Annotated in this window: 21 protein-coding genes, 1 tRNA gene and 1 riboswitch; of the genes, 14 read left to right on the forward strand and 8 right to left on the reverse strand. The window is 61.8% G+C overall.

The annotated features are described in order from the left end of the window. Nucleotides 1–258: 258 nt before the first annotated feature. Entirely contained in the window at nucleotides 259–2,280 is a 2,022-nt protein-coding gene (locus JX292_RS00640; RefSeq protein WP_239653556.1) for a threonine/serine ThrE exporter family protein, read from the forward strand. A gap of 90 nt (nucleotides 2,281–2,370) precedes the next feature. On the opposite strand, the gene JX292_RS00645 is transcribed toward JX292_RS00640, so the two are convergent. Then, nucleotides 2,371–3,042 (reverse strand): uracil-DNA glycosylase, encoded by a 672-nt coding sequence (locus tag JX292_RS00645; protein ID WP_204860340.1) that lies wholly within the window; start codon nucleotides 3,040–3,042, stop codon nucleotides 2,371–2,373. 165 nt (nucleotides 3,043–3,207) lie between these two features. Here JX292_RS00645 and JX292_RS00650 point away from each other — a divergent pair, with 165 nt between their 5' ends. The 4 genes from JX292_RS00650 (at nucleotide 3,208) to rlmC (ending at nucleotide 7,639) form a co-directional block, all read left to right on the forward strand. Next, nucleotides 3,208–3,570 carry a DUF3263 domain-containing protein gene (locus JX292_RS00650; protein WP_204860343.1) on the forward strand — a complete coding sequence of 121 codons (363 nt, stop codon included), beginning with the start codon at nucleotides 3,208–3,210 and terminating at the stop codon, nucleotides 3,568–3,570. 157 nt (nucleotides 3,571–3,727) lie between these two features. Further along, on the forward strand, nucleotides 3,728–4,318 hold the full coding sequence (locus JX292_RS00655) for a LytR C-terminal domain-containing protein (protein WP_204860346.1): 591 nt from the start codon (nucleotides 3,728–3,730) through the stop codon (nucleotides 4,316–4,318). A 356-nt stretch (nucleotides 4,319–4,674) separates the two neighbouring features. Then, a complete protein-coding gene (gene groL, locus JX292_RS00660; protein ID WP_204860348.1) occupies nucleotides 4,675–6,297 on the forward strand; it encodes a chaperonin GroEL in 1,623 nt (540 codons plus the stop codon). Nucleotides 6,298–6,505: 208 nt separating this feature from the next. Next, nucleotides 6,506–7,639 (forward strand): 23S rRNA (uracil(747)-C(5))-methyltransferase RlmC, encoded by a 1,134-nt coding sequence (rlmC, locus tag JX292_RS00665; RefSeq protein ID WP_204860350.1) that lies wholly within the window; start codon nucleotides 6,506–6,508, stop codon nucleotides 7,637–7,639. Between the two features lie 125 nt (nucleotides 7,640–7,764). Here the strand turns inward: rlmC and JX292_RS00670 are convergent, their stop codons facing one another. Further along, the gene (locus JX292_RS00670) at nucleotides 7,765–8,271 is read right to left on the reverse strand and encodes a mycothiol transferase (RefSeq protein WP_204860353.1); all 507 of its coding nucleotides are present in this window, start codon (nucleotides 8,269–8,271) and stop codon (nucleotides 7,765–7,767) included. A 243-nt stretch (nucleotides 8,272–8,514) separates the two neighbouring features. Here JX292_RS00670 and JX292_RS00675 point away from each other — a divergent pair, with 243 nt between their 5' ends. The 4 genes from JX292_RS00675 to JX292_RS00690 all read left to right on the forward strand — a co-directional run bounded on the left by JX292_RS00675 (nucleotide 8,515) and on the right by JX292_RS00690 (nucleotide 12,855). Further along, on the forward strand, nucleotides 8,515–9,924 hold the full coding sequence (locus JX292_RS00675) for an FAD-dependent oxidoreductase (RefSeq protein ID WP_204860356.1): 1,410 nt from the start codon (nucleotides 8,515–8,517) through the stop codon (nucleotides 9,922–9,924). 297 nt (nucleotides 9,925–10,221) lie between these two features. Next, nucleotides 10,222–10,923, forward strand: coding sequence for an isochorismatase family protein (locus JX292_RS00680; RefSeq protein ID WP_204860359.1), 702 nt, complete (start codon nucleotides 10,222–10,224; stop codon nucleotides 10,921–10,923). After that, complete coding sequence (locus JX292_RS00685) at nucleotides 10,920–11,687, forward strand: SDR family oxidoreductase (protein WP_204860361.1); 768 nt, start codon at nucleotides 10,920–10,922, stop codon at nucleotides 11,685–11,687. Before JX292_RS00680 ends, JX292_RS00685 begins: the two co-directional genes overlap by 4 nt. Before the next feature lie 64 nt (nucleotides 11,688–11,751). Beyond that, on the forward strand, nucleotides 11,752–12,855 hold the full coding sequence (locus tag JX292_RS00690; RefSeq protein ID WP_204860363.1) for an isochorismate synthase: 1,104 nt from the start codon (nucleotides 11,752–11,754) through the stop codon (nucleotides 12,853–12,855). Nucleotides 12,856–12,971: 116 nt separating this feature from the next. Here the strand turns inward: JX292_RS00690 and JX292_RS00695 are convergent, their stop codons facing one another. Continuing rightward, complete coding sequence (locus JX292_RS00695) at nucleotides 12,972–14,012, reverse strand: 4'-phosphopantetheinyl transferase family protein (protein WP_204860365.1); 1,041 nt, start codon at nucleotides 14,010–14,012, stop codon at nucleotides 12,972–12,974. A gap of 154 nt (nucleotides 14,013–14,166) precedes the next feature. On the opposite strand from JX292_RS00695, the gene JX292_RS09115 reads away from it, so the two are divergent. Next, entirely contained in the window at nucleotides 14,167–15,594 is a 1,428-nt protein-coding gene (locus JX292_RS09115; protein ID WP_204860368.1) for a ribonuclease HI family protein, read from the forward strand. A 216-nt stretch (nucleotides 15,595–15,810) separates the two neighbouring features. On the opposite strand, the gene JX292_RS00705 is transcribed toward JX292_RS09115, so the two are convergent. The 4 genes from JX292_RS00705 to JX292_RS00720 all read right to left on the reverse strand — a co-directional run bounded on the left by JX292_RS00705 (nucleotide 15,811) and on the right by JX292_RS00720 (nucleotide 19,034). Then, a complete protein-coding gene (locus tag JX292_RS00705; RefSeq protein ID WP_049331538.1) occupies nucleotides 15,811–16,101 on the reverse strand; it encodes a WXG100 family type VII secretion target in 291 nt (96 codons plus the stop codon). A 377-nt stretch (nucleotides 16,102–16,478) separates the two neighbouring features. Then, nucleotides 16,479–17,978 carry a sensor histidine kinase gene (locus JX292_RS00710; protein WP_204860370.1) on the reverse strand — a complete coding sequence of 500 codons (1,500 nt, stop codon included), beginning with the start codon at nucleotides 17,976–17,978 and terminating at the stop codon, nucleotides 16,479–16,481. 1 nt (nucleotide 17,979) lies between these two features. Next, nucleotides 17,980–18,684 (reverse strand): response regulator transcription factor, encoded by a 705-nt coding sequence (locus JX292_RS00715; RefSeq protein WP_070824499.1) that lies wholly within the window; start codon nucleotides 18,682–18,684, stop codon nucleotides 17,980–17,982. A 77-nt stretch (nucleotides 18,685–18,761) separates the two neighbouring features. Next, entirely contained in the window at nucleotides 18,762–19,034 is a 273-nt protein-coding gene (locus tag JX292_RS00720; RefSeq protein WP_204860372.1) for a hypothetical protein, read from the reverse strand. Nucleotides 19,035–19,188: 154 nt separating this feature from the next. On the opposite strand from JX292_RS00720, the gene JX292_RS00725 reads away from it, so the two are divergent. From JX292_RS00725 to JX292_RS00735, 3 genes are all read left to right on the forward strand, one after another. Then, nucleotides 19,189–20,016 carry a DUF3027 domain-containing protein gene (locus JX292_RS00725; RefSeq protein WP_204860375.1) on the forward strand — a complete coding sequence of 276 codons (828 nt, stop codon included), beginning with the start codon at nucleotides 19,189–19,191 and terminating at the stop codon, nucleotides 20,014–20,016. A gap of 176 nt (nucleotides 20,017–20,192) precedes the next feature. Continuing rightward, nucleotides 20,193–20,897, forward strand: a complete 705-nt coding sequence (locus tag JX292_RS00730; protein WP_204860377.1) for a metal-dependent transcriptional regulator — start codon at nucleotides 20,193–20,195, stop codon at nucleotides 20,895–20,897. A 567-nt stretch (nucleotides 20,898–21,464) separates the two neighbouring features. Then, a riboswitch (cyclic di-AMP (ydaO/yuaA leader) is annotated at nucleotides 21,465–21,626 on the forward strand. Next, complete coding sequence (locus JX292_RS00735; RefSeq protein ID WP_204860382.1) at nucleotides 21,626–22,261, forward strand: C40 family peptidase; 636 nt, start codon at nucleotides 21,626–21,628, stop codon at nucleotides 22,259–22,261. It overlaps the preceding riboswitch by 1 nt. Before the next feature lie 140 nt (nucleotides 22,262–22,401). Here JX292_RS00735 and JX292_RS00740 read toward each other — a convergent pair whose 3' ends face one another. Further along, on the reverse strand, nucleotides 22,402–23,397 hold the full coding sequence (locus JX292_RS00740) for a DUF4031 domain-containing protein (protein WP_204860383.1): 996 nt from the start codon (nucleotides 23,395–23,397) through the stop codon (nucleotides 22,402–22,404). A 151-nt stretch (nucleotides 23,398–23,548) separates the two neighbouring features. On the opposite strand from JX292_RS00740, the gene JX292_RS00745 reads away from it, so the two are divergent. Further along, nucleotides 23,549–23,621: transfer RNA gene (locus tag JX292_RS00745), tRNA-Arg, on the forward strand. The last annotated feature ends 101 nt before the right edge of the window (nucleotides 23,622–23,722 follow it).

Here is a 23,722-nt window from a genome sequence, read left to right on the forward strand (position 1 = left end):
TGTTAGACTATAGAGGCACTGTCTAAATGGGAGGGGACATTGGCAGAATCGAGGAACACTCCCGCGCCTTCGGAGGCACAATCTGGAGCGCGGAACGCGTCGCATGCAGGCGAGGCGCAGGCTCACCCGGGAGAGCCGAAGAACACCCGGAATAACACGCGGAACAGCACTGAGAGCGGGGTGCCGGTTTGCACCTCGGAGGAGGCTGTCCCTACGGTGACGGCCGGTTACGCCACCGGGAAGGGCGGGTTTCCTCTAGTGTCTCTCGACCAGGTGGCTGACGAGCGTCTGCGCCGCATTCTGGCGCAGCAGAAAACGTCCGAAGAGGCGCGCGATAAGACCGTGAAGGCGCGCACTGTGAGCGATGTTCTGCACGATGTAGCCGCTCAGGTTGGTATCGCCACTGCTGGTCCGGCTGAGGTGCCTGCTCAGCAGGAGGAAGCCTCCGAGCTTGACCACGCTGCCCGCACTGTTATCGACCCGTCCCTCACGCCCGATGATGAGCTGGACGCCTACCGTGATGAAACGAACCCCGTGACGTCCAGCAATGTGGTGACCGAGGCGGCTCTGACGCGCCCTTCCCAGCCGGTTCCCATGACCGGTATGATTCCTCAGGTTCCGAATTCCCACGCCGCGCAGCGTTATGGCCTTGATGCGGCCTCCACAACAGCGGCTAAGACCGGCCCTGTCTCGGTGGCGACGACCGCCGTGCCGCTCGTGGGCCGGAACGTGCGAGGACTACGAGGCCGCGGTACGGGCGGTCGCTGGGGTTCGCGCCGCCTCCGCTCCTTTGTGCGTACTGAGGAGGCGGCACCCGCCGCCCCGCGTGGTGCTCAGCGTATTGCTCAGCGTCAGTTCGTGCCGACTATTCGCACCGAAGAGCATGAGCGTCGCGAGGCGTTCCGCCGGGAGAAGGAGTATGCCCGTGACACACTGAACTTTACCCTGCGCCTGGCGGAGGCGATGTTCCACTACGGCGCGGACGCAATGGACGTGGACTCGGCGATTATTGCGGTCTCTTCGGCGTATGGTCTGGACTCGGTTGAAGTGGATATTACAAACCAGTCGGTGACCATCAACTACACGTCGGACCCGGATATTTATATGGAGTCCCGCATCGCTAAGCGTAATGTGAACGCTGATGAGCGCTTTACGCACACCCTGGTGCGTGTGGTGCGTTCCTCCACAGAGAACTATGAGGCGCTTTCTGAGGTGTACGGCCTGATCTACAAGATCACTCGCGGCGGTATGACTCTGGAAATGGCTGATTTGCAACTGAACCAGATTACGCACCGCCCCAAGCCGTTCCCGCCTCTGGTGGTGTGGCTGGCTAACCTTGCCTGTGCCTCCACGTTGACGGCGGCGTTGGGTGCGAGTTTTGTGACGGCGTTGAGCGCGGCCATTATTTTTATCCCGGTGTATTTGCTGATTCAATGGCTGAGCTCCATTGGTATTCCGGCGTTCTTCCGCATGGCTGCTAGTGCGGGTCTGATGACCTTTTTGGCGATTTGGCTGGGTAGTGAAGGTTCGATTCTTCAGCGTCCGGGTGAGCAGATTTCAGCGCCTCTGGTGGTGGCTGCCGGCATGATTATGTTCTTGCCAACTCCGCGTCTGGTGGGTGCTGTACAGGATGCGATTAATGGTTTTCCGGTGACGGCGGCAGGCCGTTTCGTGTCGACCGGTATGAGCTTCTTGGGTCTTGTGGTTGGTATTGCAGCCGCCGTGAGCGCGATTGGTATTTTCAATGGTCCGACTTTGGATATTGAACAGTTGCGTTTTGATTCGACGACTCCGTTGGTGGCGTCGTTCTTCTTTCTGATTGCGACTGCGACCTTCGCAATTACCTTGCAGACGAAGCTGGTGAAGGTCGGCTGGCTGATGTTCATTACTGCTTGCGGTTTGGCGGCGTATTACAGTTATGAGTTGCTGGCTGGTCCGAGTACGGGTCGTGGCCCGACGGCGTGTGCGGCGGTTGTGATTGGTGCGTTGAGCACGTATTTTGCGTACCGTCTGCATGTGCCTCAGGCAATTTTCTCGATTCCGGCGATTACGTTCTTGCTGCCGGGTCTGTCGTTCTTCCGCGGCATGTATTTGTTGACGGTTGAGACGGATGTGATTCTGGGTATGCACAATATGATTACGGCGGTTTCGATTGTGGTGGCGATGGCTTCGGGTGTTGCGTTGGGTAATTACACGATGCAGTATGCGCTGCAGCGTTTCACGAAGCCGCGTAACGTTGAGCCCGTGGATGCTGCGACCCCCGAAACAGCAGATATTTAACGTATCTGACAGGTTTATATAGCCAATATGGAATAAAGGTGGCGGTCTGTGAACCTTAGCTCACGGGCCGCCACCCTATCTTTGAAGTCTCTAACGCACGGTCCAGTCCACTAGCTCGGCTCCCTGCTGCACGAGCAGGGAATTCACCGTGGAGAACGGTCGGGAACCGAAGAAACCGCGTCGTGCCGAGAGAGGTGAGGGATGCGCCGACTCCACGCTCGGGTAGGGCAGTAGCATCGGCGCGCACTTGCGTGCATCGGCGCCCCAGAGCAGGCCTACCAGCGGCTGATTGCGGGCCACTAGGGCGCGGATTGCGCATTCGGTGATCTCTTCCCAACCTTTGCCGCGGTGCGATCCGGCATCGGACTCGCGTACGGTCAGCACCCTGTTCATGAGCATGACGCCCTCGTCGGCCCAGCAGGACAGGTCGCCGTGCTCGGCAGGGGCGATGCCCAAATCGTCCTGCAGCTCTTGGTAGATGTTGACGAGGGAACGGGGCACGGGCATACCGCGATGCACCGAAAAGGACAGGCCCATAGCGTTGCCGGGGGTGGGGTAGGGGTCCTGCCCAATGATAAGAACCTTCACCTTGCTCATCGGGCGGCGGAAAGCGTTGAAGATATCACCGGAGGGCGGGAAGGTTCGGTAGCCGGCGGCGTGCTCGGCGCGCAGGAAATCCCCCATGGCGTGAATCTGCTCTTCGACCGGGGCGAGGGCGGCGGCCCAGTCCTCGCTCATGATGGTGTTCAGGGGCTGGTTCAAGCGTACTCCTTGGGCTGGTGCGGCTCGGCTGGTCTTCAGCGCCGGGCACGCGATGATTGCTTCTCCTCTAGGCTGAGGCTCTCCTCTAGACTAAGGGAAGATGAATACTTGCGGTAGGCGGTGGCTGACCGTGAGGGTACGCTGCAGACAGATTGAGGAGGGAATATGCCGGAGCAGGAACACACCGCCGTGCAGTCTGAAACCCCGGAGAACAAAGTTCTGGGCGAAACCGAAGACTCGGCTGAGACCTCAGCCGAAATGCCGGGGGAGAGGCCCGAGGCCCTCGTCCGTGACGAGGTCCAGACTGACGGGTTGAACGACGGGCTGAACTCGCTTGAGCGGCGCATCCTGGCTTTGGAACGCCGTGGATTCAAGCACCAGGGTTCCAAGGAGAAGGCCATTAAAGCCCTAGGATTCACTCCGATAGCCTACTATCAGATGCTGAACGTCATGCTGGACGACGACCGTGTACGTGAGGCAGCTCCGCAGCTTGTGGATGCGCTGCGCGCCCGTCGTGACGCCGACTAGGTAACTTTGGTGTGACTGTTTGTGGCGCGTACTCGCGTTGGTTCCCTCTGCCTGAGACGGTACTCTAGGTACAGGGAGCGCCGAGTCATCCGCCGCGCGACCTTGAAGAAGCACCGCGCGGATTACCGCGATGAAGTACCCGTGAATTGAGGAGACCATGAGCTATCCCCGCGACGAGTTTGACGAGGTGGACGAGCAGACTGCGCGCCGCGGAACCTACCGCGCGGTCGATGCCGATCCTGCAAAGAGCGTGAAGGGTGCTATCCCGCTGGTGGCGGCCGGAGTGGTCGGTCTGCTGGTGGGTGCCACCATGTACATTTACGCCCCGCGTACGGCTTCGCCGGGTTATTCGGCGCAGAGTTACGCGTCGAGTTCGGCTTCGGCCCGTTCTTCGGCATCTGCTTCTTCCGCTCCTGCGGCTACTTCGGCATCTGCCTCTGCTTCGGCTAATCCTTCGAAGACGGGTTTGGTGGATAGTATTTCGGTGGGTGTGTTTAACGCTTCGGCGCCGGCCGGTAGCGCGTCGAATGCTGCGGCTCAGCTGCATAATTACACGGTTAATGAGACGGCTAACTATACCGGTGCAGCCCCGGCGACCAGCGTGGTCTACTATGCGGAGGGCTACCAGGCGCAGGCGCAGAGTATCGCCTCGGCCTTGGACATTTCCCAGGTGCGTCAGGCGACGTCCGCCGTGCCGATGGGCAACCACGAGGTAATTGTGGTTTTGGCCTCCGATTACACCGGCTAGGCCCCCGCGTACGCCGCTTTGCCATGCAAACTTTCCTCAACCCCACTCGTGCAGCCCCAATCGTGCGCCGGGTGGGGTTGATGCTTTTAACGCCCCTCACGCACCTCCGGCGGGTACACCATTAACGCCCCTTTTGGTGGGCCTAATGAGTGCAGATTAAGCACTGGGCGATTAACCCTTCAACCTTGGGCTTAAACGTTTGCCCCCTGCCGGTGCGGGTGCCACAATTGATGTAGCATTTGGGCGCCCTGTATGACGTGCGCGTGAGGTACACGCGCCAGGGTCCGGGCCCCAGTTTTAGACGTACTGCATCCCGGTGGGGTGCAGGAAAAATCCGATCGTCCAGGAGGACACTTATGGCAAAGCTCATTGCTTTTGACGAAGAGGCGCGCCGCGGCCTTGAGCGCGGTTTGAACACCCTCGCTGATGCAGTGAAGGTGACCCTCGGCCCCCGCGGCCGTAACGTCGTGCTGGAGAAGGCGTGGGGCGCCCCCACCATCACCAACGACGGTGTCTCGATCGCGAAGGAAATCGAGCTGGAGGATCCGTACGAGAAGATTGGTGCGGAGCTCGTCAAGGAAGTTGCCAAGAAGACTGACGACATCGCCGGTGACGGTACCACCACCGCTACCGTTCTGGCTCAGGCACTGGTCCGCGAGGGCCTGCGCAACGTGGCTGCTGGCGCTGACCCGCTGAGCCTCAAGCGCGGCATCGAGAAGGCTGTTGAGGCTGTGACCGAGGCTCTGCTCTCCTCTGCGAAGGAAGTTGAGACCGAGGAAGAGATCGCTGCAACCGCTTCGATTTCCGCTGGCGACGCTGAGATCGGCAAGCTCATTGCTGAGGCTATGGAGAAGGTCGGCAAGGAAGGCGTCATCACCGTTGAGGACTCCAACACTTTCGGCCTGAACCTGGAGCTGACCGAGGGTATGCGCTTCGACAAGGGCTTCCTGTCCGGTTACTTCGTGACCGACCCGGAGCGTCAGGAAGCAGTCCTGGAGGACCCCTACATCCTGGTTGTGAACCAGAAGATTTCAAACGTGAAGGACCTCGTCCCCGTTCTGGAGAAGGTCATGCAGTCCGGCAAGCCGCTGCTGATTATCGCTGAGGACGTTGAGGGTGAGGCTCTGGCTCTGCTGGTGCTGAACAAGATGCGCGGCTCCATCAAGTCCGTGGCCGTGAAGGCTCCGGGCTTCGGTGACCGCCGTAAGGCTCAGATGGCTGATATTGCCATCCTGACCGGTGGCCAGGTCATCACCGAAGAGGTTGGCCTGTCCCTGGATGCCGCAACCCTGGATATGCTGGGTACTGCCCGCAAGGTCGTTGTGACTAAGGACGAGACCACCATCATCGAGGGTGCAGGCGACGCAGCAGCTATCGAGGGTCGCGTGGCTCAGATTCGCGCAGAGATCGCTAACTCTGACTCCGACTACGACCGCGAGAAGCTGCAGGAGCGCCTGGCTAAGCTCGCCGGTGGTGTGGCCGTGCTGAAGGCTGGTGCCGCAACCGAGGTTGAGCTGAAGGAGCGCAAGCACCGCATCGAGGATGCTGTTCGTAACGCTAAGGCTGCTGTTGAGGAGGGTATCGTCCCCGGTGGTGGCGTTGCTCTGATTCAGGCTGGTGTGAAGGTCTTCGACAAGCTGGAACTGACCGGTGACGAGGCGACCGGCGCGAACATTGTGCGCGTGGCTATTGACGCACCGCTGAAGCAGATTGCCGCTAACGCTGGCCTGGAGCCGGGCGTTGTGGTTGACCGCGTTCGTTCCCTGCCTGCCGGTACCGGTCTGAACGCTGCGACCGGCGAGTACGAGGACCTGATGGCTGCTGGTATTGCTGACCCGGTGAAGGTGACCCGTTCGGCTCTGCAGAACGCTGCGTCGATTGCTGGTCTGTTCCTGACCACCGAGGCTGTTGTTGCGAACAAGCCGGAGCCCGCTGGTGCGGCTGCTCCCGGTGCGGACGCAATGGGCGGCATGATGTGATAACTTTTTGTCCCTGATGGGGCAAAAAGTTATGGAATCCGTGGCGCGCGAAGCGTAACACGGTGGTGACCTAACGCTGGTACTTTAGCTGGCGCAGGTCCACGCATCCGTATGAGGCGGGGGCGGCTACCCATGAAGGGTGGCCGCCCCTGCTTTTGTGTGCCCATGCATCCTGTCCCGGCGGTGGAGGCGGTAAAATGGTTCCCCTATGGAATGTGCCTATTTTCGTGATGACCTCTGCTCCTCCTGCCCCAGCATTGAGACCGCCTACACCGCGCAGGTGCAGGCGAAGCAGGAGCACGCCCGCGCCCTGCTCGCTAACTACCCGCAGCTGCAGTGGCTGGACCCGGTAACCAGTGCGGAGGCGGGCTTCCGCAATAAGGCGAAGCTCGTGGTGGGTGGTTCGGCGAAGAACCCGACCCTCGGCATCGTGGATTACCGGACGGGCGCCTCCACGGATCTTGGCGAATGCCCGCTCTATATGGAGCCGATTCAGGCGGCTATTCCGGTGCTGCGTGAGCTGATTCAGCGCGCGGACTTGACCCCTTATGACATTCCGAATCGTCGCGGTGAGCTGAAGAATATTCTGGTGACTGCTTCGGCGGCGGGTGAGCTGATGGTGCGTTTCGTGTTGCGTTCGAAGAAGCTGCTGGTGCCGATTCGCCGTCAGATGGGCTGGCTGCAGGAGCGGTTGCCGAATCTGGCGGTGCTGTCGGTGAACCTGCTGCGTGAACCGGTGGCGCGTGTGGAGGGTGATGAGGAGATTATCCTTTCGGAGCGTCAGACTCTGCCGATGCAGGTGAATGACCTGACCCTGCACCTGCGTCCGCAGAGCTTCTTCCAGACGAATACGAAGGTCGCTGAGGTGATGTACGCGCAGGGCCGCGAGTGGGTGCGTGAGGTGGCTCCGCGCTCGCTGTGGGACCTGTACTGTGGCGTGGGTGGTTTTGCTCTGCATGCCGCTTCGGTGATGGGCGGTGGCTCGGTGACGGGCATTGAGATTAGTGCGGAGGCGGTCGCTTCGGCGCAGCGCACGGTCGCTGAGTATGGGCTTGAGGGCGTGAACTTTTCGGCTCAGGACGCGCCGGAGTTCGCGGTATCTTCGGGCACGGTGCCGCAGATGCTGGTGGTGAACCCGCCGCGCCGCGGTATTGGTGAGAGCTTGTGCGCGTGGATTGAGGGTTCGGGTATTGACCGTGTGGTGTATTCGAGCTGTAATGCGGTGACTTTGGCGAAGGATTTGGAGCGCATGCCCTCGTATGCGCCGGTGCAGGGCCGCGTGCTGGACATGTTCCCGCATACGGATCACTATGAGGTCATGGTGCTACTGCAGAGGCAGTAGCGGTTTTTATGCGTGTAGGCGGTGGCCTCTCGGACGGTTGTGTCCGAGGCGCCACCGCTTTTTTGTGCCCCTCTAGCGGGCGTGAAATTCTAACCCAGCGCTGTGAAATCCTGCGCCGCGAAATTCTATGCGGCGAGAATACCCGCCGCATACGCTGCCTGACCCACGTGCTGCGCCGCGTCGTCAATCAGACTGACCAGACGCACACCGCGAGTCACCGGCGGAGTCCACGAACGATCAATAATCTCACTCAAATCAGCCTCGCTCAGCGTCTCCGCATAGGCCGCGAGCGCCTCGCCGGTCGCCACAAGGTACTCCACCAGCAGCGCAGAATCTTCAACCACGATGGAGCGTGCCTGCTCAGCGGTGTGGCCGTAGCCCATGGTGTCGCCCAGCTCGCCCAAGTTGAAACGCTCCCTGAAACCCTGAGCCTCCCAGACCTGCGGCTGACCGTTGAGGGCGGAGAGCTGCATGTCCATTTGTCGCCCGGCGTGCCAGAGCAGCCAGGCGATAGAGTTCGGGTGCCCGCCCGGGTGGGCGTTGAGCGCCTCAGCTGATAGTCCCTTGACGGCTACGGCGGCTTCGGTGCCGGGGCGGCTGGCGGCGTCACGCAGAATATCGTGGGTTTTCACGGAATCCTCCTGATTGTGCTGGCTTCTCGTAGGCTGGCTTCTTGTAGGGAGCCGGGTAGTTTCAGTCTACGCCCGCGCGGGCTGAGGGGTGGCTATGGAAGAGGGGATAGGGGCTTCGCTCACTTCCTAACGGTGGGGGCGTGAATTGGGGTCAAGAAAAAATATGGCGCGCGGGAATAATACTCATTTCTTCCCGTTGAACTCTGCGAAGACATCATCATCTATGTTTCACAGGAGAATATTATGACCACCCCCGCTCAGCTACACTTTGACATGGTCGTCATCGGCTTCGGCAAGGGCGGCAAGACCCTCGCCGGCGCCTACGCCAAGACCGGCAAGAACGTTGCCCTCATCGAACAGTCCACCAGCATGTACGGCGGCACCTGCATCAACATCGGTTGCGTACCCACCAAGGCACTCGTACACCGCGCCGACGAGTTCCGCGCCCGCGGTGAGCACAGCCTTGAAGAAGCAAATGCTGCCTACGAATCCGCTGTGGTCTTCCGTGACAAGCTGACCGGCATGATGCGCGCCAAGAACCGCGAAATCCTGCTATCCAACGAGACCGCCAAGCTCATTGACGGTCACGCACGCTTCATCTCCGACACCGAGGTAGAGGTCACCGCAGGCGAAGACACCCTACGCGTCACCGCCGACTACTTCATCATCAACACCGGTGCTGTGCCGTCCATCCCGCCGATTGAGGGTATCCGCGAGTCTGAGCGTGTACTCACCTCCACCGAGCTGCAGAAGCTCACCCCGCGCCCCAAGCGCCTGGGTATTATCGGTGGTGGCCCCATCGGTGTTGAGTTTGCCGGTATTTTTGCTTCCTACGGCACTGAGGTGACCCTGCTAGATGGTGTACCGGCATTCTTTGGCCGCTACGATGCGGACGTCGCCCAGGTGGCCCGCGAAATCATCGCTGACCAGGATATTGCTACGCGTGCCGGAGTTCGTATCCAGTCCATTCAGGATGGCGCTGACTCTGTGACCGTGACCTACCTCGACTCCGAGGGCGCCACCCAGCAGTTGGAGGTGGACTACGTCATGGTCGCCACCGGCCGCAAGCCCGCCACCGAGGGTCTGGGCCTGGAGAACACCAGCATCGAAACCACTGACCGCGGCGCAATTGTTGTGGATGAGCACCTGCGCAGCACCGTGCCGAACATTTTTGCGCTCGGTGACGTGAACGGCGGCCCGCAGTTCACCTACATCTCCCTGGATGACTACCGTGTGGTGCTTTCCCAGCTGGTCGGCGACGGTTCCCGCTCCACTAAGGACCGTAAGGCAGTGGCTTCGACCATTTACATGAACCCGCCGCTGTCCTCGGTTGGTCTGACCGAGCGTGAGGCCATCGAGGCTGGCCACAAGGTGAAGGTTGCTTCGAAGCCGGTTGCCGCAATTGCTGCGATGCCGCGTGCTAAGACTATGGAGAACCCGCGTGGCATCATGAAGTTCGTGATTGACGCGCAGACCGACCAGATTCTGGGTGCCCAGCTACTCGTGGTGGAGTCCATGGAGGTTATTAACCTGGTGGCTCTGGCGATGCGTCACGGTATTACTGCTTCGCAGCTGCGCGATGAGATTTACACTCACCCCTCAATCACTGAGGGTCTGAATGAGGTGCTGGCTGTCGCCGCACCGGTGAACTAGTTCGCGACTGAAATCGCGCCCTAAGCAGTATTTTTGCTTGTCGGAGTGCTTCCCTGCCCGTTCCACCCGTTGTGCTGTCAACGGGGGCGCGGGTGGGGAAGCATTTTTGTTAAGGCTCATATATACCTAGTAGTTAAGCATGCCCTAAGATGGTTATGAGATAAGCGCAAGCTCACTGATTAGGTAGCCAGTGTGAGAGGGCTCGGAAGAGAACGCCCACTCGCTACTACACCCGCAACAGTGCACCGCCTGCGCCGCGCACACAACCGAAAACCATAGGCACGACCCGGGAGAATCATGGCACTGCCCAAAATCAAGCCCTACACCTACGTTGACCGTGAACACAGCAACCGCGTCAGCTGGCCCGTAGACCCCAGCCGCGCTGTACTACTCGTCCACGACATGCAGGTACACTTCGTGCAGGCCTTCGAAGGAGCTGACCTGGGTGAGGGCAACGCCAACCCGGACGCCCAAATCAACATCGCCATTCAGAACCTGCGCCGCCTCATTGACGCCGCCCACGCTGCCGGAATCCCGGTCTACTACACCGCACAGCCGCCGCGCCAAAACCCCGAAGACCGCCGCCTGCTTATCGACTTCTGGGGTGACGGCCTGCAGAATGACGAATCCGCCCGCATCCTCGACGAAATCGCACCCACCGACCGCGATACCGTGCTGACCAAGTGGCGCTACTCCGCGTTCGTGCGCAGCCCCTTTGAGGATCTGCTCAAGGAATCCGGCCGCGACCAGCTCATCATTGGCGGCGTGTATGCGCACATCGGCTGCCTAACCACCGCGCTGGAGGCGTTCATGCGTGACATTCAGCCGTTCATGGTGGCGGACGCACTCGCTGACTTCTCTGAGGAGGAGCACCGCATGGCCTGCGAGTACGCTTCGGGCCGCTGCGCCCGCGTGCTGAACACCGCGGATGTGCTCGCCGAGTTGAAGGCCACAGAAAAGGCAGAAAAGACCGAGGAAGCAGAGGAGGCTCGCGCATGAGCTGGGTTATTGTGACCGGTGCTAACGGTGGTATTGGTGAGGCTACGGTCCACCAGCTAATTAAGAACGGTTATTCGGTATTTGCGGCCGATCTGGGCGATGCGCCCGTCGCCTCCTTCACCACCTACGGCGATGCGCTCTTCCGTTACCGTCCCGTAGACGTCACCAGCGAAGAGTCCGTCATTGCCCTCGCCAACGCCGTGGCCGCACTCGACGAACCCGTCACCGGCGCTGTACTCGCCGCGGGTATCGCCCACAGCCAACCCCTTCTGGAAACCAGCTTTGACACCTGGAAGCGCCTGCACGCGGTCAACTCCGACGGCGTGTTCCTGTGCCTGCGCGAGTTCGCCCGCCTCATGATTGACCAGCAGGAGAGCGACCCGACCAACAGCCGCTCGCTGGTGACGGTCGCCTCCAACGCGGCTCGCGTGCCCCGTGCCGAGTTCGGTGCCTACGGCGCGTCCAAGGCGTCGGCGGCGCGCGTGACCTCCAGCTTCGGCCTGCAGCTGGCCGCGCACGGTATTCGCGTGAACTCGGTCTGCCCCGGCACCACCCGAACCCCCATGGTGACCGACGCCTGGGAGGGGGAGGACCGCTCCGCCCTGCCGGTTGCCGGTAACCCGCGGACCTTCCGCCTGGGCATTCCGCTGGGCCGCATCGCCGACCCGGCAGATATTGCGGCGGTCAACGCTTTCCTCATTTCTGAGGCTGCCCGCCACATCACGATGCAGGAGATTGTCGCCGACGGCGGCGCCACCCTCTAAACTGCAGCTCGCCCCCCTTGCCTCTGTGCGCCGGGTGCGAGCCTACACCACTGACAGAAGTACAATGACGAACCTTCCCGACTTTATCTTTGCCACCGGAACCCGCGTCCTCCGCGCCGCCGGGACCATGACCCCCGTAACTTTCGATAATGCCCTGGACGAGGCAAAACGTGCCGGTAGCGCCGTCGTGGGCCTCATCCCCTTCGACCCGGAGGCTCCCGCCTACCTCTTCGTACCCGAACGTTTCGAGGAAGAGGAGGTGCCGGTCCCCGAGCGCACCGCGAAGCTGGCCGAACCGGTATCGGTGACCGGCCGCCAGAACAACCGGTTCCGTGCTGCCGTGGCGACCGCCGTGGATCGCATGAAAGCGGGCGAGCTGAGCAAAATCGTGCTCTCACGCGTGCTCACCGCCCGCTACGCACCCGGCGCCCTCAACCTGGACGCGCTGTACAACAACCTGCGCGCCCAGCAGCGTACCGCATTCAACTTTGCGGTGCGCCTGCCCGAGGGCGAGCGCGGCATGAGCGGAAGCTACCTGATGGGCGCCTCCCCCGAGCTGGTGTTCCGCACCGAGGGCCGCACCTTCAAGACCCACCCGCTGGCCGGTAGCGCCCCGCGCATCGCAGAGCCCGGTAGCGCCGAGGACGAGGCGATTCGCGACCGCCTGTTCGCCTCGCCGAAGGACCGCCACGAGCACGCCTACGTCATCAACGACATTGCTGAGCGCCTGGCGCCCATCGCCGAGGAGCTGAACGTGCCGCAGGTGCCCTCGCTGCTCAAGACCCCGCAGCTCTGGCACCTGGCGACCCCCATCGACGGCGTGCTGAAGGAGGGGCTGACCTGCCTGGACGGTGCCCGCGCGATTCACCCGACCCCCGCAATCTGTGGCGCACCCACCGAGAAGGCGCTGGAGATGATTCGTGAGCTGGAGTCCTTTGAGCGCCGCTATTTTGGTGGCCTGGTCGGCTACATGGACGCCGAGGGTAACGGCGAGTGGGCGCTGGTGCTGCGTTGCGCCCAGGTGAGCCCGGACGAGGCGGTGCTGTACGCCGGCGCGGGCATTGTGGCCGAATCCGACCCGGAACTGGAGCACACTGAGACCGGTACGAAGCTCGGCAGTTTCGGCCGTGCCCTGGGTGTTGAAACCCTGGGTGAGGATACCCCCTAAAACTATTTTTCGAACCGCTCCGTGCTGGGTAGAAAAGACGGAACGCGCTCGCTGTCATGGCGGGCGCGTTCAGTTGTATAGGGCGTTTGCGACACTCGTTATTCGTTGCGGCGCGGCTAGTCGGTCAGCAGGCGCTTGAGCTCCAGGGGAGTGGCCACGGGCAGGAGCTCAACCTCAACCTGCACGGGCTCACCCTGGGTTGGCTCACTATGGGCGGGGTTCTCAACCGCCAGGGCGATGAGCATCTTCTGCGCGCCTTCGGGGTTCTCCGCGTCGGGGAGCGCCACGGGAACCCAGCGCAGGGCGAAAGTGCGTTCGGGATTATCCTCGGTATCGTCACCGGGTGCGCGGAAGACGGCGCTTGCCCGTAGCGTCTCGCCGGTGAGGTTCTTTAGGAGCTCTTCGTTCGAGCCGGTGTTTTCCGACGCCTCTGTTCCCGAGTCCTCGGGGCCATGGGCGGGGTCCTCGGAGGTTTCGGCACCGAGGGTAGCCTCGAGGGCGTCCAGCAGCTGTTCGCTAAATTGCACCCGGACCAGGGAGGGCACCACGCTCAGGCCGTGGCCGGTCGCCTTCAGCACAGCCTCCTTCGCGGTCCACAGGGCCAGCGACAGCAGGCGCAGGGCGGAGGCGGGGCGCTCCTGAGCCACACGTTCGTAGAACGCGCGTTCTTCATCGGAGAGTGCCAAGCGCGCAAAACCCGAGAACAGGCGCGCATCCATGGTCTCGACGTCCACACCGAGCACCGCCGAGGGGTTACGGCTAAAAGCGCCCACGACCAGCGGGTTCACCTGCGACATATTGAAATTCACGCCCGCGATGCGCGGCTTGCCGTGCTTCTTGCCGCTGGTGCACAGGGTGCAGGAGCGGTCCACCTCAATCTCAGAAGCGGCGCTTGAGGGCACATCCAGGCGTGCCGCCGCCATGGCGCGCATGAGCGCCTGCGTGCTCAGGTAGCTAACCGCCGCTGCGGGGGTCGGTAGCTGCGCCGCGTGTTGCTGCTCGGCGAGGCCCAGGTAGCTGAGCCAGCTGAAACGCAGGGGACCGTACATGGTGCGGGTTGGCAGAGCAAAAATCTGCACGCGCTCGCCCCGCGAGGCGTCAGGGCGGGCCGTGCGGGGGTACCGGTTACCGGCGGTTTCGGGGGCGGAGTAGCTCATGGAACCAGTGTACCCGCCCCGTACCGTCGTACCCCGCTCAGTTATCCACAGTCGCAACCGCGCGCTACGTGCGCACCTCGCCGGTGCGGTAAAGTCATCACAGACGAAACGATAGAACGGCCCCGCGCACCGGGCGGCGCAGAAAGAAGGAATCGTGAACAGCACGCAGGAAATCATCGCCGCGGCGGATGGATCGGCGCTGGGCAACCCCGGACCGGCCGGCTGGGCATGGTATATCGACGACGACCATTGGGCCTGCGGCGGCTGGGAACACGGCACCAACAACATGGGCGAGCTCAAGGCGGTGCTTGACCTCTTTGAGGCCACCGCTTCGCGCCCGGAGGCGAAGCTACGCGTGTACTGCGATAGCCAGTACGTTATTAACTCGTTGACCAAGTGGATGCCCGGCTGGAAGAAGAAGGGTTGGAAGAAATCCGATGGTAAGCCCGTGCTCAACCGCGACCTGCTAGAGGCGCTGGATAACGCCCTGACCGGCCGCGACTACGAGTTCATCTGGGTTAAGGGCCACGCGGGTCACGAGCTCAACGAGAAGGCGGACTCCCTGGCGAACGGCGCGGCGCGCACCTACCAGGAGGGCCGCACACCCGATGGTGGCCCCGGCTTCGGTGCGTCTGCCGCTGCCCGTGAAGGCGCCCCTGCCCAGGGCGAGGCGGCCTCTGAGGCTCCCGCAACCCCGGCTCCTGAGGGCGAGCCCGCCTCCTCCGCTGATGCCCACCTGCCCGTGGAGGATTTCACCGCCGCCGAGATTGAGAACGCCCAGCGTGGTGTGAAGAGCCTGCGGCTGTCCGGTCTGCTGCGCCCCGCCTCCGCGGTGAACGCCCCCGACCCGGAGGCGGTCCGCACCCGCAAGGAGCAACTGGCACTCGCCGCCGAGCGTGCCGCCGAGCGTGATGCGCAGGCCCTGGCTCGCCAGCAGGAGACCGCCGGCCAGGTTGCTGCCGCGCAGGCTGAGGAGGAGGACGACCTGGCCGGTCTGGAAGAGTTTGCCGGGCTCGACCCGAACGATGTGGATCCCGCCGAACTGCTGGGTGAGGGCGCAGAGCTCCCGGAGCCCGCAGAAGCCCCTGCGCCTGCGGAAACCCTCGCCGCCGCGCGGGTCGCATCGCAGGCCGCCGCACCCACTGTTATCAAGCCGACTGTTGCCAAGCCCGCTATTCCCGCACCTGCTGAGCCCTCCGTGTCTTCTGTGCCTTCCGTGCGGCAGGCTTCCGCGTCGCTGCGTCCCGAGGATGCCGCCGCCGCTGAACAGCTGCTGGAAAGCCGAGGCGCCGTCATGGACCCGGCTCAGCTGGACACCCTGCTCCACGAGCGCCTGGTGTGGGTGACCGCCACCGGCAAGTCTGTTTCGCGTTCCTCGGTGTTGCAGTATCGCGAGCGCGCCTTCACTCAGCAGGGTGCACCGGCCAAGCAGGGAGTTCAGCAGATTGACGCCTCGAGTGTTCTGGTCATGGCGGCGATTGCCACCGCGCGCGGCCGCGTGAGCCGTTCGAGCATTTGGCATTACGATGCCGAGCGCGGCCTGTGGCGTCTGCGTTTCCGTCAGGAGACCCCCGCCTCGTAGCGCCCATGCGCTCCCGGTAGCTCCCGGTGGGTTCGCCGCCCGCGGCCCGAGAAGAACCACTGGGAAAAATCTCTGGGAAGAACCGGGGAAGAAAACGTGTGAAACCCGCCGCCCCTCAACCAGTGAGGTGCGGCGGGTTTATTGTTGGTACGTCACGCGTACGGGGCCCATCCATTGGTGGCGGGGCGTACCGGGTGCGGGCTGTTTAGCCCACGTCTAGCCCACGAACATCGAGGCGTTGGCCTGCTCGGTGTCGGCGTAGTTCACACCGGCGCGGGAGAGGGCCTCGTTGATCTGGGTAATGGATTCTTCGACCTGGCGCTGGGTGGCGTGCCAGTGATCCAGTACGCCCTGGAAGTTGGCCGAGGCCGAGCCCGTCCAGGAGCTCTGCAGGTCGTGCAGGGAGGCGGTCATGCCGTTGACGTCCGCGGTGATGGATGCGACGTAGGACTTGGCCTGGGCGCTCTTAGCTGCGATGACTTCGGAGTCGACGTTGAACTGTGCCATGGGTTTCTCCTTTGAGAGTGGTGGGCGGCGGGTTGCCGCGGGGATGGTTTGCCTCGGGTTCTGAACTATCCCGAGTGCATGACACCACTATATGCTCTCAAAATGTATTAAATTACCTAAAATAACCTTATTGGGGGAATCTGTGGATAAATCCCTCTCATTATTCCGGTCGCATCGAAAATTTCGAACGGCTCCTCTAGAATTCGGCAGAATATTGCGTCGCGCCCTTCCCGCGGCGGTACATCGTATACCCTCCCCACGGGGGCAACCGGAGTCAACCGATTGAATTTCCAAATACGCCGAAGCCCCCGAACCGTGAGGCTCGGGGGCTTTCGTTGGGGCTTCGGAACATTGGCCTCTACCGGGTGCGTAGCTCGCTAATTCGGTAGCTGCTCATCCGAGATGGGCGGCGGGTAGTAGGGCAGCGAGATGACAAAGGTTGCGCCTCCGCCGGGGGTCTCCTCAATGTGGATTCGCCCGTCGTGCTGTTCGATAATGGCGGCCACGATGGACAGGCCCAGGCCGGTACCGCCGGTCTCGCGGGAACGCGAGGTGTCGGTGCGGTAGAAGCGCTCGAATACGCGCTCGCGGTCCTCGCCGTGAATACCGGGGCCGTGGTCGCGCACCTCAAGAGTGGCCAGCGGGAATCCCGCTACTTCCTCGCGCACGCCCACCGCAATCTCTAGGGGCGTGCCGTCGGGGGTGTAGCGCATTGCGTTGGTTAGTAGGTTCGCCACAACCTGACGCATACGGGATTCATCACCGAGCACCGGCGCGGAGGTGGGGGCAACATCGTCGCTGAGGCCCACAAGCGAAACCTCACGGTCGGGGGCCGTAGCGTAGGCGTCGTTGCTGGCATCCACCGCCAGGTTGAACAGGTCGAAGGGTGCCAGCTTGGACTCCCGACGCTCGTCGATGCGAGCCAGGGTCAGCAGGTCCTCGACCAGCTGGCCCATGCGTTTGGACTCCGACTCGATGCGGCTCATGGCGGTGCCGACCGCTTCCTCGGTAGGGAGCGCGCCCTGACGGTAGAGCTCCGAGTAACCGCGGATACTCACCAGCGGGGTACGCAACTCGTGCGAGGCGTCGCCTACGAAGCGCCGCATCTTCGCCTCGCTCTTCTCACGGGCTTTAAAGAGCGCCTCAATCTGAGCGAGCATGGTGTTCAGCGAGATGGCGAGGTTACCAATCTCGTTGTTCGGGTTGTAGTCCTCGATGCGCTGGGAAAGGTCGCCGGCGGCAATCTTGGCGGCGGTCTGTTCAACGCGCGCGAGCGGCTCGAAGGTACGCGTCACAATCACCCACGTCATGGCGATAGCCGCGGCTAGGGTGGCGAGTCCAAACGCGAAGGTGAGCACGCCGACCAGGGCGACCACCTGGTTGGTCTGTTTGAGCGGCATCGCGATGATGAGGGAGCTCGCCTCGGTCAATCCCGAGGAGTCGTTCACCTCAATCGGCACGGCGAGTAGACGCCAATCGGCGGAGCCGCTGGAGGAACCAACGGTCACGCCGTCCTCGTTCTGCTTGCGCACCTTCTCGGCGGTCCAACCGCTCAGGGTGGGTTCGCCGGCCTGCTCATCGTGCTCGGAGCTGAGCGAGTACAGCACCTTGCCGTCTTTATCGAGCAGGTAGACACGGTAGGTGCTGAGCGACCCCTCCTGCTTGCCGGAGGGTCGCACGGTGGCCAGCTGCACCAGGGCCGGTGCGCTGGTTTTCATCTCTTCATCCAGCTGGTGCACCATTTGGGCACGCAGGGCTGAGATGGCCACGAGGCTGGTGACGGCAATCGCCAGGGCGATGAGCATGGAGGTCACCAGCACCAGCTGCGTGCGTAGGGAAAGCGAGAGGGGGATGCGATCGAGGGGTTTGAGCGCCACGTTAGCCTCGAGAACCGCGAATCATGTAGCCCACACCGCGCTTGGTGTGGATGAGCGGCTCGTGGTTTTCGCGGTTGTTGTCAATCTTGCGGCGCAGGTACGAGATGTAGGACTCGACGATGGAGGAGTCGCCGTTGAAGTCGTACTCCCACACGTGGTCGAGAATCTGCGCCTTGGACAGCACACGGTTGGCGTTGAGCATCAGGTAGTGTAGCAGGTTGAACTCGGTGGGGGAGAGGTCAATCTCTTCCTCGCCGAGGAATACTTCGTGGGTATCCACATTCAGGCTCAGGTCGTCGACGCGCAGTACCGCGTCGTCTTCGTCCTGGACGGAGCGGCTGCGGCGCAGGATGGCGCGGATGCGAGCGATCACCTCGTCGAGGGAGAAGGGCTTGGTGACGTAGTCATCACCGCCAGCACCCAGACCGGTGACCTTGTCTTCGGTGGCGTCCTTCGCGGTGAGGAAGAGAACGGGAACGGTGCTTCCGAGCTCACGCAGACGGCGGGTGACTTCGAAGCCGTCCATGCCGGGCATCATGACGTCGAGGACAATCAGATCGGGGGACTCGGTGTTGGCCTTCTCGAGGGCGTCGCGGCCGTTGCCGGCGGTGACGACCTCGAAACCGGCGAAGCGCAGGGAGGTGGCGAGTAGCTCAAGAATGTTGAATTCGTCATCGACGACGAGGAGCTTGGCTTCAGCAGACATACTCTTTATCTTTCGTGAAGGGCAGGAAGGTGATTTGTCGGTGAGTAGAGAAATGCAGCGTGTGCGACAGTGTGTGGTTAGGCCTGGGAGCGCCGCAGAACTGCTAGTCCGAGTGCAATCATCAGTGCGATGAATGCGACGGGCAGTAGCACGAGCGGAATCTGGCTCATGACGGCGGGTGGGGTGACCCCAGCCCACTTCATAATGAGCATGACGATTCCGCTGAACAGGCAGAGGAGGGCGAGGATACCGCCGCCTACGCCTAGCCAACGAATGGCACGGGTGTAGGGCAGAGGTGCGGACGCCCGGTCTGAACTGCTGCGCTGGGTCTCTACGGAGGTGTTACTCATAAAATTAACCGTATCAGCTTGTACCCAGCTCTCTGTTAGCAAAGCCCCAGAATAGGGGGTTTGAGCCCCAAATTCACAGCGTTTGTGAAGCTTAGGAGGCCCCCGGAGCGTTCGTGTACGCGGGATGCTTTAATCGAGATGCTTTAATAGGGGTATGTCTGAACAGGTAAATGAACTGCTCCCCGAAATCATGCCCGCCCCCGATGCCTCCGCAGATGGCGCCGTGCCCTCTGCCGCCTCGGAGGAGGTCGCTACGTCGGTGGATAGTGCTGTACCTGAGAAAGTAGAGACCGCCCAGAAGATTGCGGATGAAGCCGCTGAGGAGAAGACCGAAAAGGTTGTCGAGGCCACCGTGGAGGCAGCCCTCACCGAAGCCGCTGAAGAAGCCGAATCTTCTCGGACTCCCGCTGATACTTCTACCGACCCTTTCTCCGCGCCGGCTGAGGAGCCGGGTGAACCTTCCCTGGGTGTTCCACACAAGGCCCGCCGCACCTCCAAGGTGGATGAGATTCTGGAGGCGGCCAAGGACGTGGCCCTGCAGGGTGTTCGCGAGATTACCCCCGACCATAACATTGGCCTGGTGCACCACGTGCGCCCCGAGGAAGAGCGCCTGAGCACCCATCTCTTCGAGTGCACGATGCCCGGGTACCGCGGCTGGTTTTGGTTTGCGACCCTTTCCCGCGCCCCGCGTTCGAAGGTTGCCACGATTTGTGAGGTGGGCCTGCTGCCCGGTGATGATGCGCTCATTGCCCCGGATTGGGTGCCGTGGGCTGACCGCGTGCGTCCCGAGGACCTTGAACAGGAATCCTCCGCCGATTCTTCGGAAGCGAATGCCGAGGAGAAGGTAGAAGAGAAGACCGAGGAGCCAGAAGCCTCCGCTGAAGCCTCTGAGGAGAACACCGCAGAGAACGGTGTGGAATCCGCTGAGGCTACTGAGGTCTCCGAGGAATCCGAGGTTTCTGAGGCCCTCGCCGCCGAGTAGAGTCACCACCATAGAGAATTAAGGAGCCCCGCGGGGTGCTCGGCTGTTCGCGCTGGGCAACTCGCGGGGCTGTCTCGTGGCAAAAACCGTCCAAAGGGTACATAATGGTCTATTGAGTAAACTAACGACTTAGGCAGGGCTACCTACGCACTGTCGTGCTGATGGCTGGAGAGATAATGACTGACCTTATCGACACCACAGAGATGTACTTGCGCACTATTCTCGAACTGGAGGAAGAGGGCATCGTCCCCATGCGTGCGCGCATCGCCGAGCGTCTGGAGCACTCCGGCCCGACCGTTTCCCAGACGGTGGCTCGCATGGAGAAGCACGGACTGCTCACCGTTGAGCCCGACCGCCACCTGGAGCTGACCGACGAGGGTCGCCAGAAGGCCGTCGAGGTGATGCGTAAGCACCGTCTGGCCGAGCGTCTGCTCTCCGATATTATCGGCCTGGACCTCGAGTACGTGCACGAAGAGGCATGTCGCTGGGAGCACGTTATGAGCGATAAGGTCGAGAAGCGCATCCTGGAAATGCTCAAGGAACCGAAGTTCTCCCCGTATGGTAACGCCATTCCCGGCCTGGAAGAGCTGGGTATCGCAAGCGAGAAGAACGACGAGCGCACTGTGCCGATGTCTCTGGCTGCTCGCGATTCGGGCCCCGAGGATCGTTTTACGATTTCCCGTTTCCCTGAATCCATCCAGACTGACGTTGAGCTGCTGAAGCTTCTGGCGGATGCGGGCATCGTCTACGGTGCCTCGGTGTCGGTTGTGGCGGGCCAGAATGATGACGTGATCGTTCACGCCGACGGCGAGGACGATACTCTGTCCCTGGATATGGACGTGGCAAATGCAATCGTTGTGAAGCGCGCCAGCGCTCTGTAGACGTATATAACGCTAGATAGTTGCGGAGGCGGTGCCTTCCCCGGGTGGGGGAGGTGCCGCCTCCGCCGTTTATCGCCTATGCGGTGCGCTATGTTACGCGTCTGCGCTACAGGCCTGGGTCATGGGTCTGTGTCGCACACAGAATTGTGCGGGTGCTTATACTCCTCCGCCTAAGGTGTTGGCAACTGCAGAGGAGTGTATTTTTTCGTGTTTTTTGAATGTGCGGGGGCCTCTGGGGGCACAGGATGCCGTCTTCTGGGATGTTTGCTTAAGAGATAAGGCTCATTTTTAAGAGTTTTGAATCCTGTTCTTAAGGGAGGGAAGTTCCCGTAAAAGGAATGTGCATCCTTATGAAACACCTAGTCGGAGGCGTTAAAAGGGTGATGGGGCCTCTGTTGGCTAAGGTTTAGATGCTTGCATTGTCAAGTATTCGCCCAGGGGTGAAACGCCAAAATTTAAACCAGAGAGAGATGACAACTGGGAGTTTTCTGTGTATTCTCGTCTTGTGTCCAAATCCTCAACGTAAGAGGGCACCGTCGAAGCGGTTCCGCTGAGTTCTGCCAACGCTTCGATGAACGTCTACCCGGAATGGCAGAAGCGGGGGACCCAATCCCCAAGCTGGGATACGGCTTCTCACTCGAGAAGCCTTGGGGCTAAGTCACTTCGGTGGCCGAGCGAATCCATGCTCGAGCCCGACAGCTCACCTCGTCAGGCAATGGAGGAAACCAATGGCTAAGAAGATTGTACGTACCGCAGGTGCAGCCATCGCAGCAGGTGCTGTTCTGCTCGGTTCGACCGTTCCGGCAAACGCATTCGCACAGATCCCCGCCGCAGCTGATCTGTCCTACGACTACACCAACTACGAGTTCGACTACACCAGCTACACCACCCCCGCAACCACCTACGTTGCACCCCAGGCTGAGACCCAGCAGGCCTACACTGCACCCCAGGCTGAGACTCAGCAGGCTCCCGTTGCTCCCGTAGCAACCCAGGAGCAGGCAGCGCCCGCCGCTTCCTCCGGTAACGCTTCTCGCGATGCAATCGTCGCAACCGCAATGAGCGGTCTCGGCGGCTCCTACGTTTGGGGTGGCAAGAGCTACCGTGCATGGGACTGCTCCGGCTTCACCTCGTGGGTTTTCGCTCAGCACGGCATCAAGCTGACCGCTTACACCTACGCAATGAAGGACGAGCTGCGCCCCACCTCTAACCCCCAGCCCGGCGACATCGTCTTCCAGAACGGCTACAGCCACGTTGGTATCTACCTGGGCGACGGCAAGATGATCTCCGCTCTGAACCCCACCAACGGCACCCTGGTGCACCCCACCTCCTGGATGTCCGTTGACGGCTACTACACCGCTCTCTAAGCCTTAGCGCATAAGAGCTGGCTCCCTAGCCCAATAACCTCGCAAAGGCGCCTACCCCGCACGGGGTGGGCGCCTTTTGTGTACCCGATAGATACACAAAATACTGCCGAGAGTGCGCATGCATTCTCGGCGGTATTTTTTTAGGAGGCGAGAGCCCGCAGGAGCTTCTGCGGGTTGCGCTCCCACTCGGTGAGCTCCGCACGCAGATTGGTCCGTGCGGGCTCCTCCCAAAGCTGGCGAGCCTGATGAGAGAGGAAGATGTGCTCGCGCTCCAGGATGGAACGCAGGAAGCTCGTGCGGCCGGTGCGGAACGCCTTATCGTCGAAGTGGGAGTACTCGTTACGCACCCCGCGCAGGTAGCGACGGTAGCGCGCCGGTTTGGCCGCCAGGATAGCCATGTCGGCATCGAGGAAGAGCTCAATATCAGCCGCTTCGTAGCCTGTCGGCAGGTTGGTAGGTTCGTGCAACTCGTGGGTAGCCGTGGCGCTCACCAGAAGGCACACCATCTGCAGCTCGTCACCGCTCAGCAGGCCCGCGGCGACCAGTGGCTCCAGGGAGACGGTTGCCAGCAGCTCGCTGCGGCGCTCGTCCTCGCCCGGTGCGTCCTCGTACACTGCGTCGTGGAACCATGCCGCCAAGGTCGAAACGAGGGGTGTGCGGCCCGAATATAGTCGGTCCAGATCGGCGAGTATCTGCGAAAGGTGTGCGCTGTGGTGGTAGGCGCGGTGCAGCTGTTCCCACGCCTGCAGCAGGCTCTCACCCAGTTCCGCCACCTGTTCCGTGAGTTGAACCTGGATCGCGGCAGGAGCCTTCTCGAGGCGGGGCGCAAACGTCGCCTCCCAGGCACGCAGCAGGCGCGGGCGAATCTTCTCGGGACGCTCCTTCAGAGGAATGCGCAGACCGCTTGCAATGAGCGTGCGGGTCAGCTCCGCGCCGCTGAGCTCAACCGCGCCTGCCTGAACCAGCTCCTCGTAGCGGTGCGCCGGCACATCGTAGTGGTCGCGATCAAAGGCGCGCTCGCTGATGCCCGCTGAGGCGGCAAACTTGTGCAGTTCCGCCAGGGATACATCCGAGATGAGGTGCGAGAAGACGGTGCCGTGTGCGGGCCAGGTGGGTGGGTCAATGTAGATGCTCATTCGTACATTGTAGGAGCGGTTCTGCCGCAAGGAACGGGTGTCTTCGGGCGGTGAACGCGGGTCACATGCAGGCCGGCAACTGTATGGATGGCGGAGATTTCTGAACACTGTGTCGGCCCGTGGCGTGCGGTGCTTTATACTGGATAGGTACGCCCTCGTAGCTCAGGGGATAGAGCACTTCTCTCCTAAAGAAGGTGTCGGACGTTCGAATCGTCTCGGGGGCACATAGAACCGACAGCGTGCCGGTACGAGAAACCGCCCGTTGCTTGCGTTAGCAGGCGCGGGCGGTTTCTCGTTCCCGAATGAGCTGAGGGGCGACCGGGTG

Origin of the sequence: Rothia mucilaginosa, from assembly GCF_901875305.1 — a bacterium.
Taxonomy (GTDB): Bacteria; Actinomycetota; Actinomycetes; order Actinomycetales; family Micrococcaceae; genus Rothia.

What these genes read in the sequence shown, in the direction of transcription:
- JX292_RS00680 (WP_204860359.1), top strand. Translation starts at nt 10,222, where the DNA reads ATGGCACTGCCCAAAATCAAGCCCTACACCTACGTTGACCGTGAACAC.
- JX292_RS00690 (WP_204860363.1), top strand. Translation starts at nt 11,752, where the DNA reads ATGACGAACCTTCCCGACTTTATCTTTGCCACCGGAACCCGCGTCCTC.
- JX292_RS00705 (WP_049331538.1), bottom strand. Translation starts at nt 16,101, where the DNA reads ATGGCACAGTTCAACGTCGACTCCGAAGTCATCGCAGCTAAGAGCGCC.
- JX292_RS00695 (WP_204860365.1), bottom strand. Translation starts at nt 14,012, where the DNA reads ATGAGCTACTCCGCCCCCGAAACCGCCGGTAACCGGTACCCCCGCACG.
- JX292_RS00735 (WP_204860382.1), top strand. Translation starts at nt 21,626, where the DNA reads ATGGCTAAGAAGATTGTACGTACCGCAGGTGCAGCCATCGCAGCAGGT.
- JX292_RS00715 (WP_070824499.1), bottom strand. Translation starts at nt 18,684, where the DNA reads ATGTCTGCTGAAGCCAAGCTCCTCGTCGTCGATGACGAATTCAACATT.
- JX292_RS00655 (WP_204860346.1), top strand. Translation starts at nt 3,728, where the DNA reads ATGAGCTATCCCCGCGACGAGTTTGACGAGGTGGACGAGCAGACTGCG.
- JX292_RS00740 (WP_204860383.1), bottom strand. Translation starts at nt 23,397, where the DNA reads ATGAGCATCTACATTGACCCACCCACCTGGCCCGCACACGGCACCGTC.
- rlmC (WP_204860350.1), top strand. Translation starts at nt 6,506, where the DNA reads ATGGAATGTGCCTATTTTCGTGATGACCTCTGCTCCTCCTGCCCCAGC.
- JX292_RS00650 (WP_204860343.1), top strand. Translation starts at nt 3,208, where the DNA reads ATGCCGGAGCAGGAACACACCGCCGTGCAGTCTGAAACCCCGGAGAAC.
- JX292_RS00720 (WP_204860372.1), bottom strand. Translation starts at nt 19,034, where the DNA reads ATGAGTAACACCTCCGTAGAGACCCAGCGCAGCAGTTCAGACCGGGCG.
- JX292_RS00675 (WP_204860356.1), top strand. Translation starts at nt 8,515, where the DNA reads ATGACCACCCCCGCTCAGCTACACTTTGACATGGTCGTCATCGGCTTC.
- JX292_RS00685 (WP_204860361.1), top strand. Translation starts at nt 10,920, where the DNA reads ATGAGCTGGGTTATTGTGACCGGTGCTAACGGTGGTATTGGTGAGGCT.
- JX292_RS00730 (WP_204860377.1), top strand. Translation starts at nt 20,193, where the DNA reads ATGACTGACCTTATCGACACCACAGAGATGTACTTGCGCACTATTCTC.
- JX292_RS00725 (WP_204860375.1), top strand. Translation starts at nt 19,189, where the DNA reads ATGTCTGAACAGGTAAATGAACTGCTCCCCGAAATCATGCCCGCCCCC.
- groL (WP_204860348.1), top strand. Translation starts at nt 4,675, where the DNA reads ATGGCAAAGCTCATTGCTTTTGACGAAGAGGCGCGCCGCGGCCTTGAG.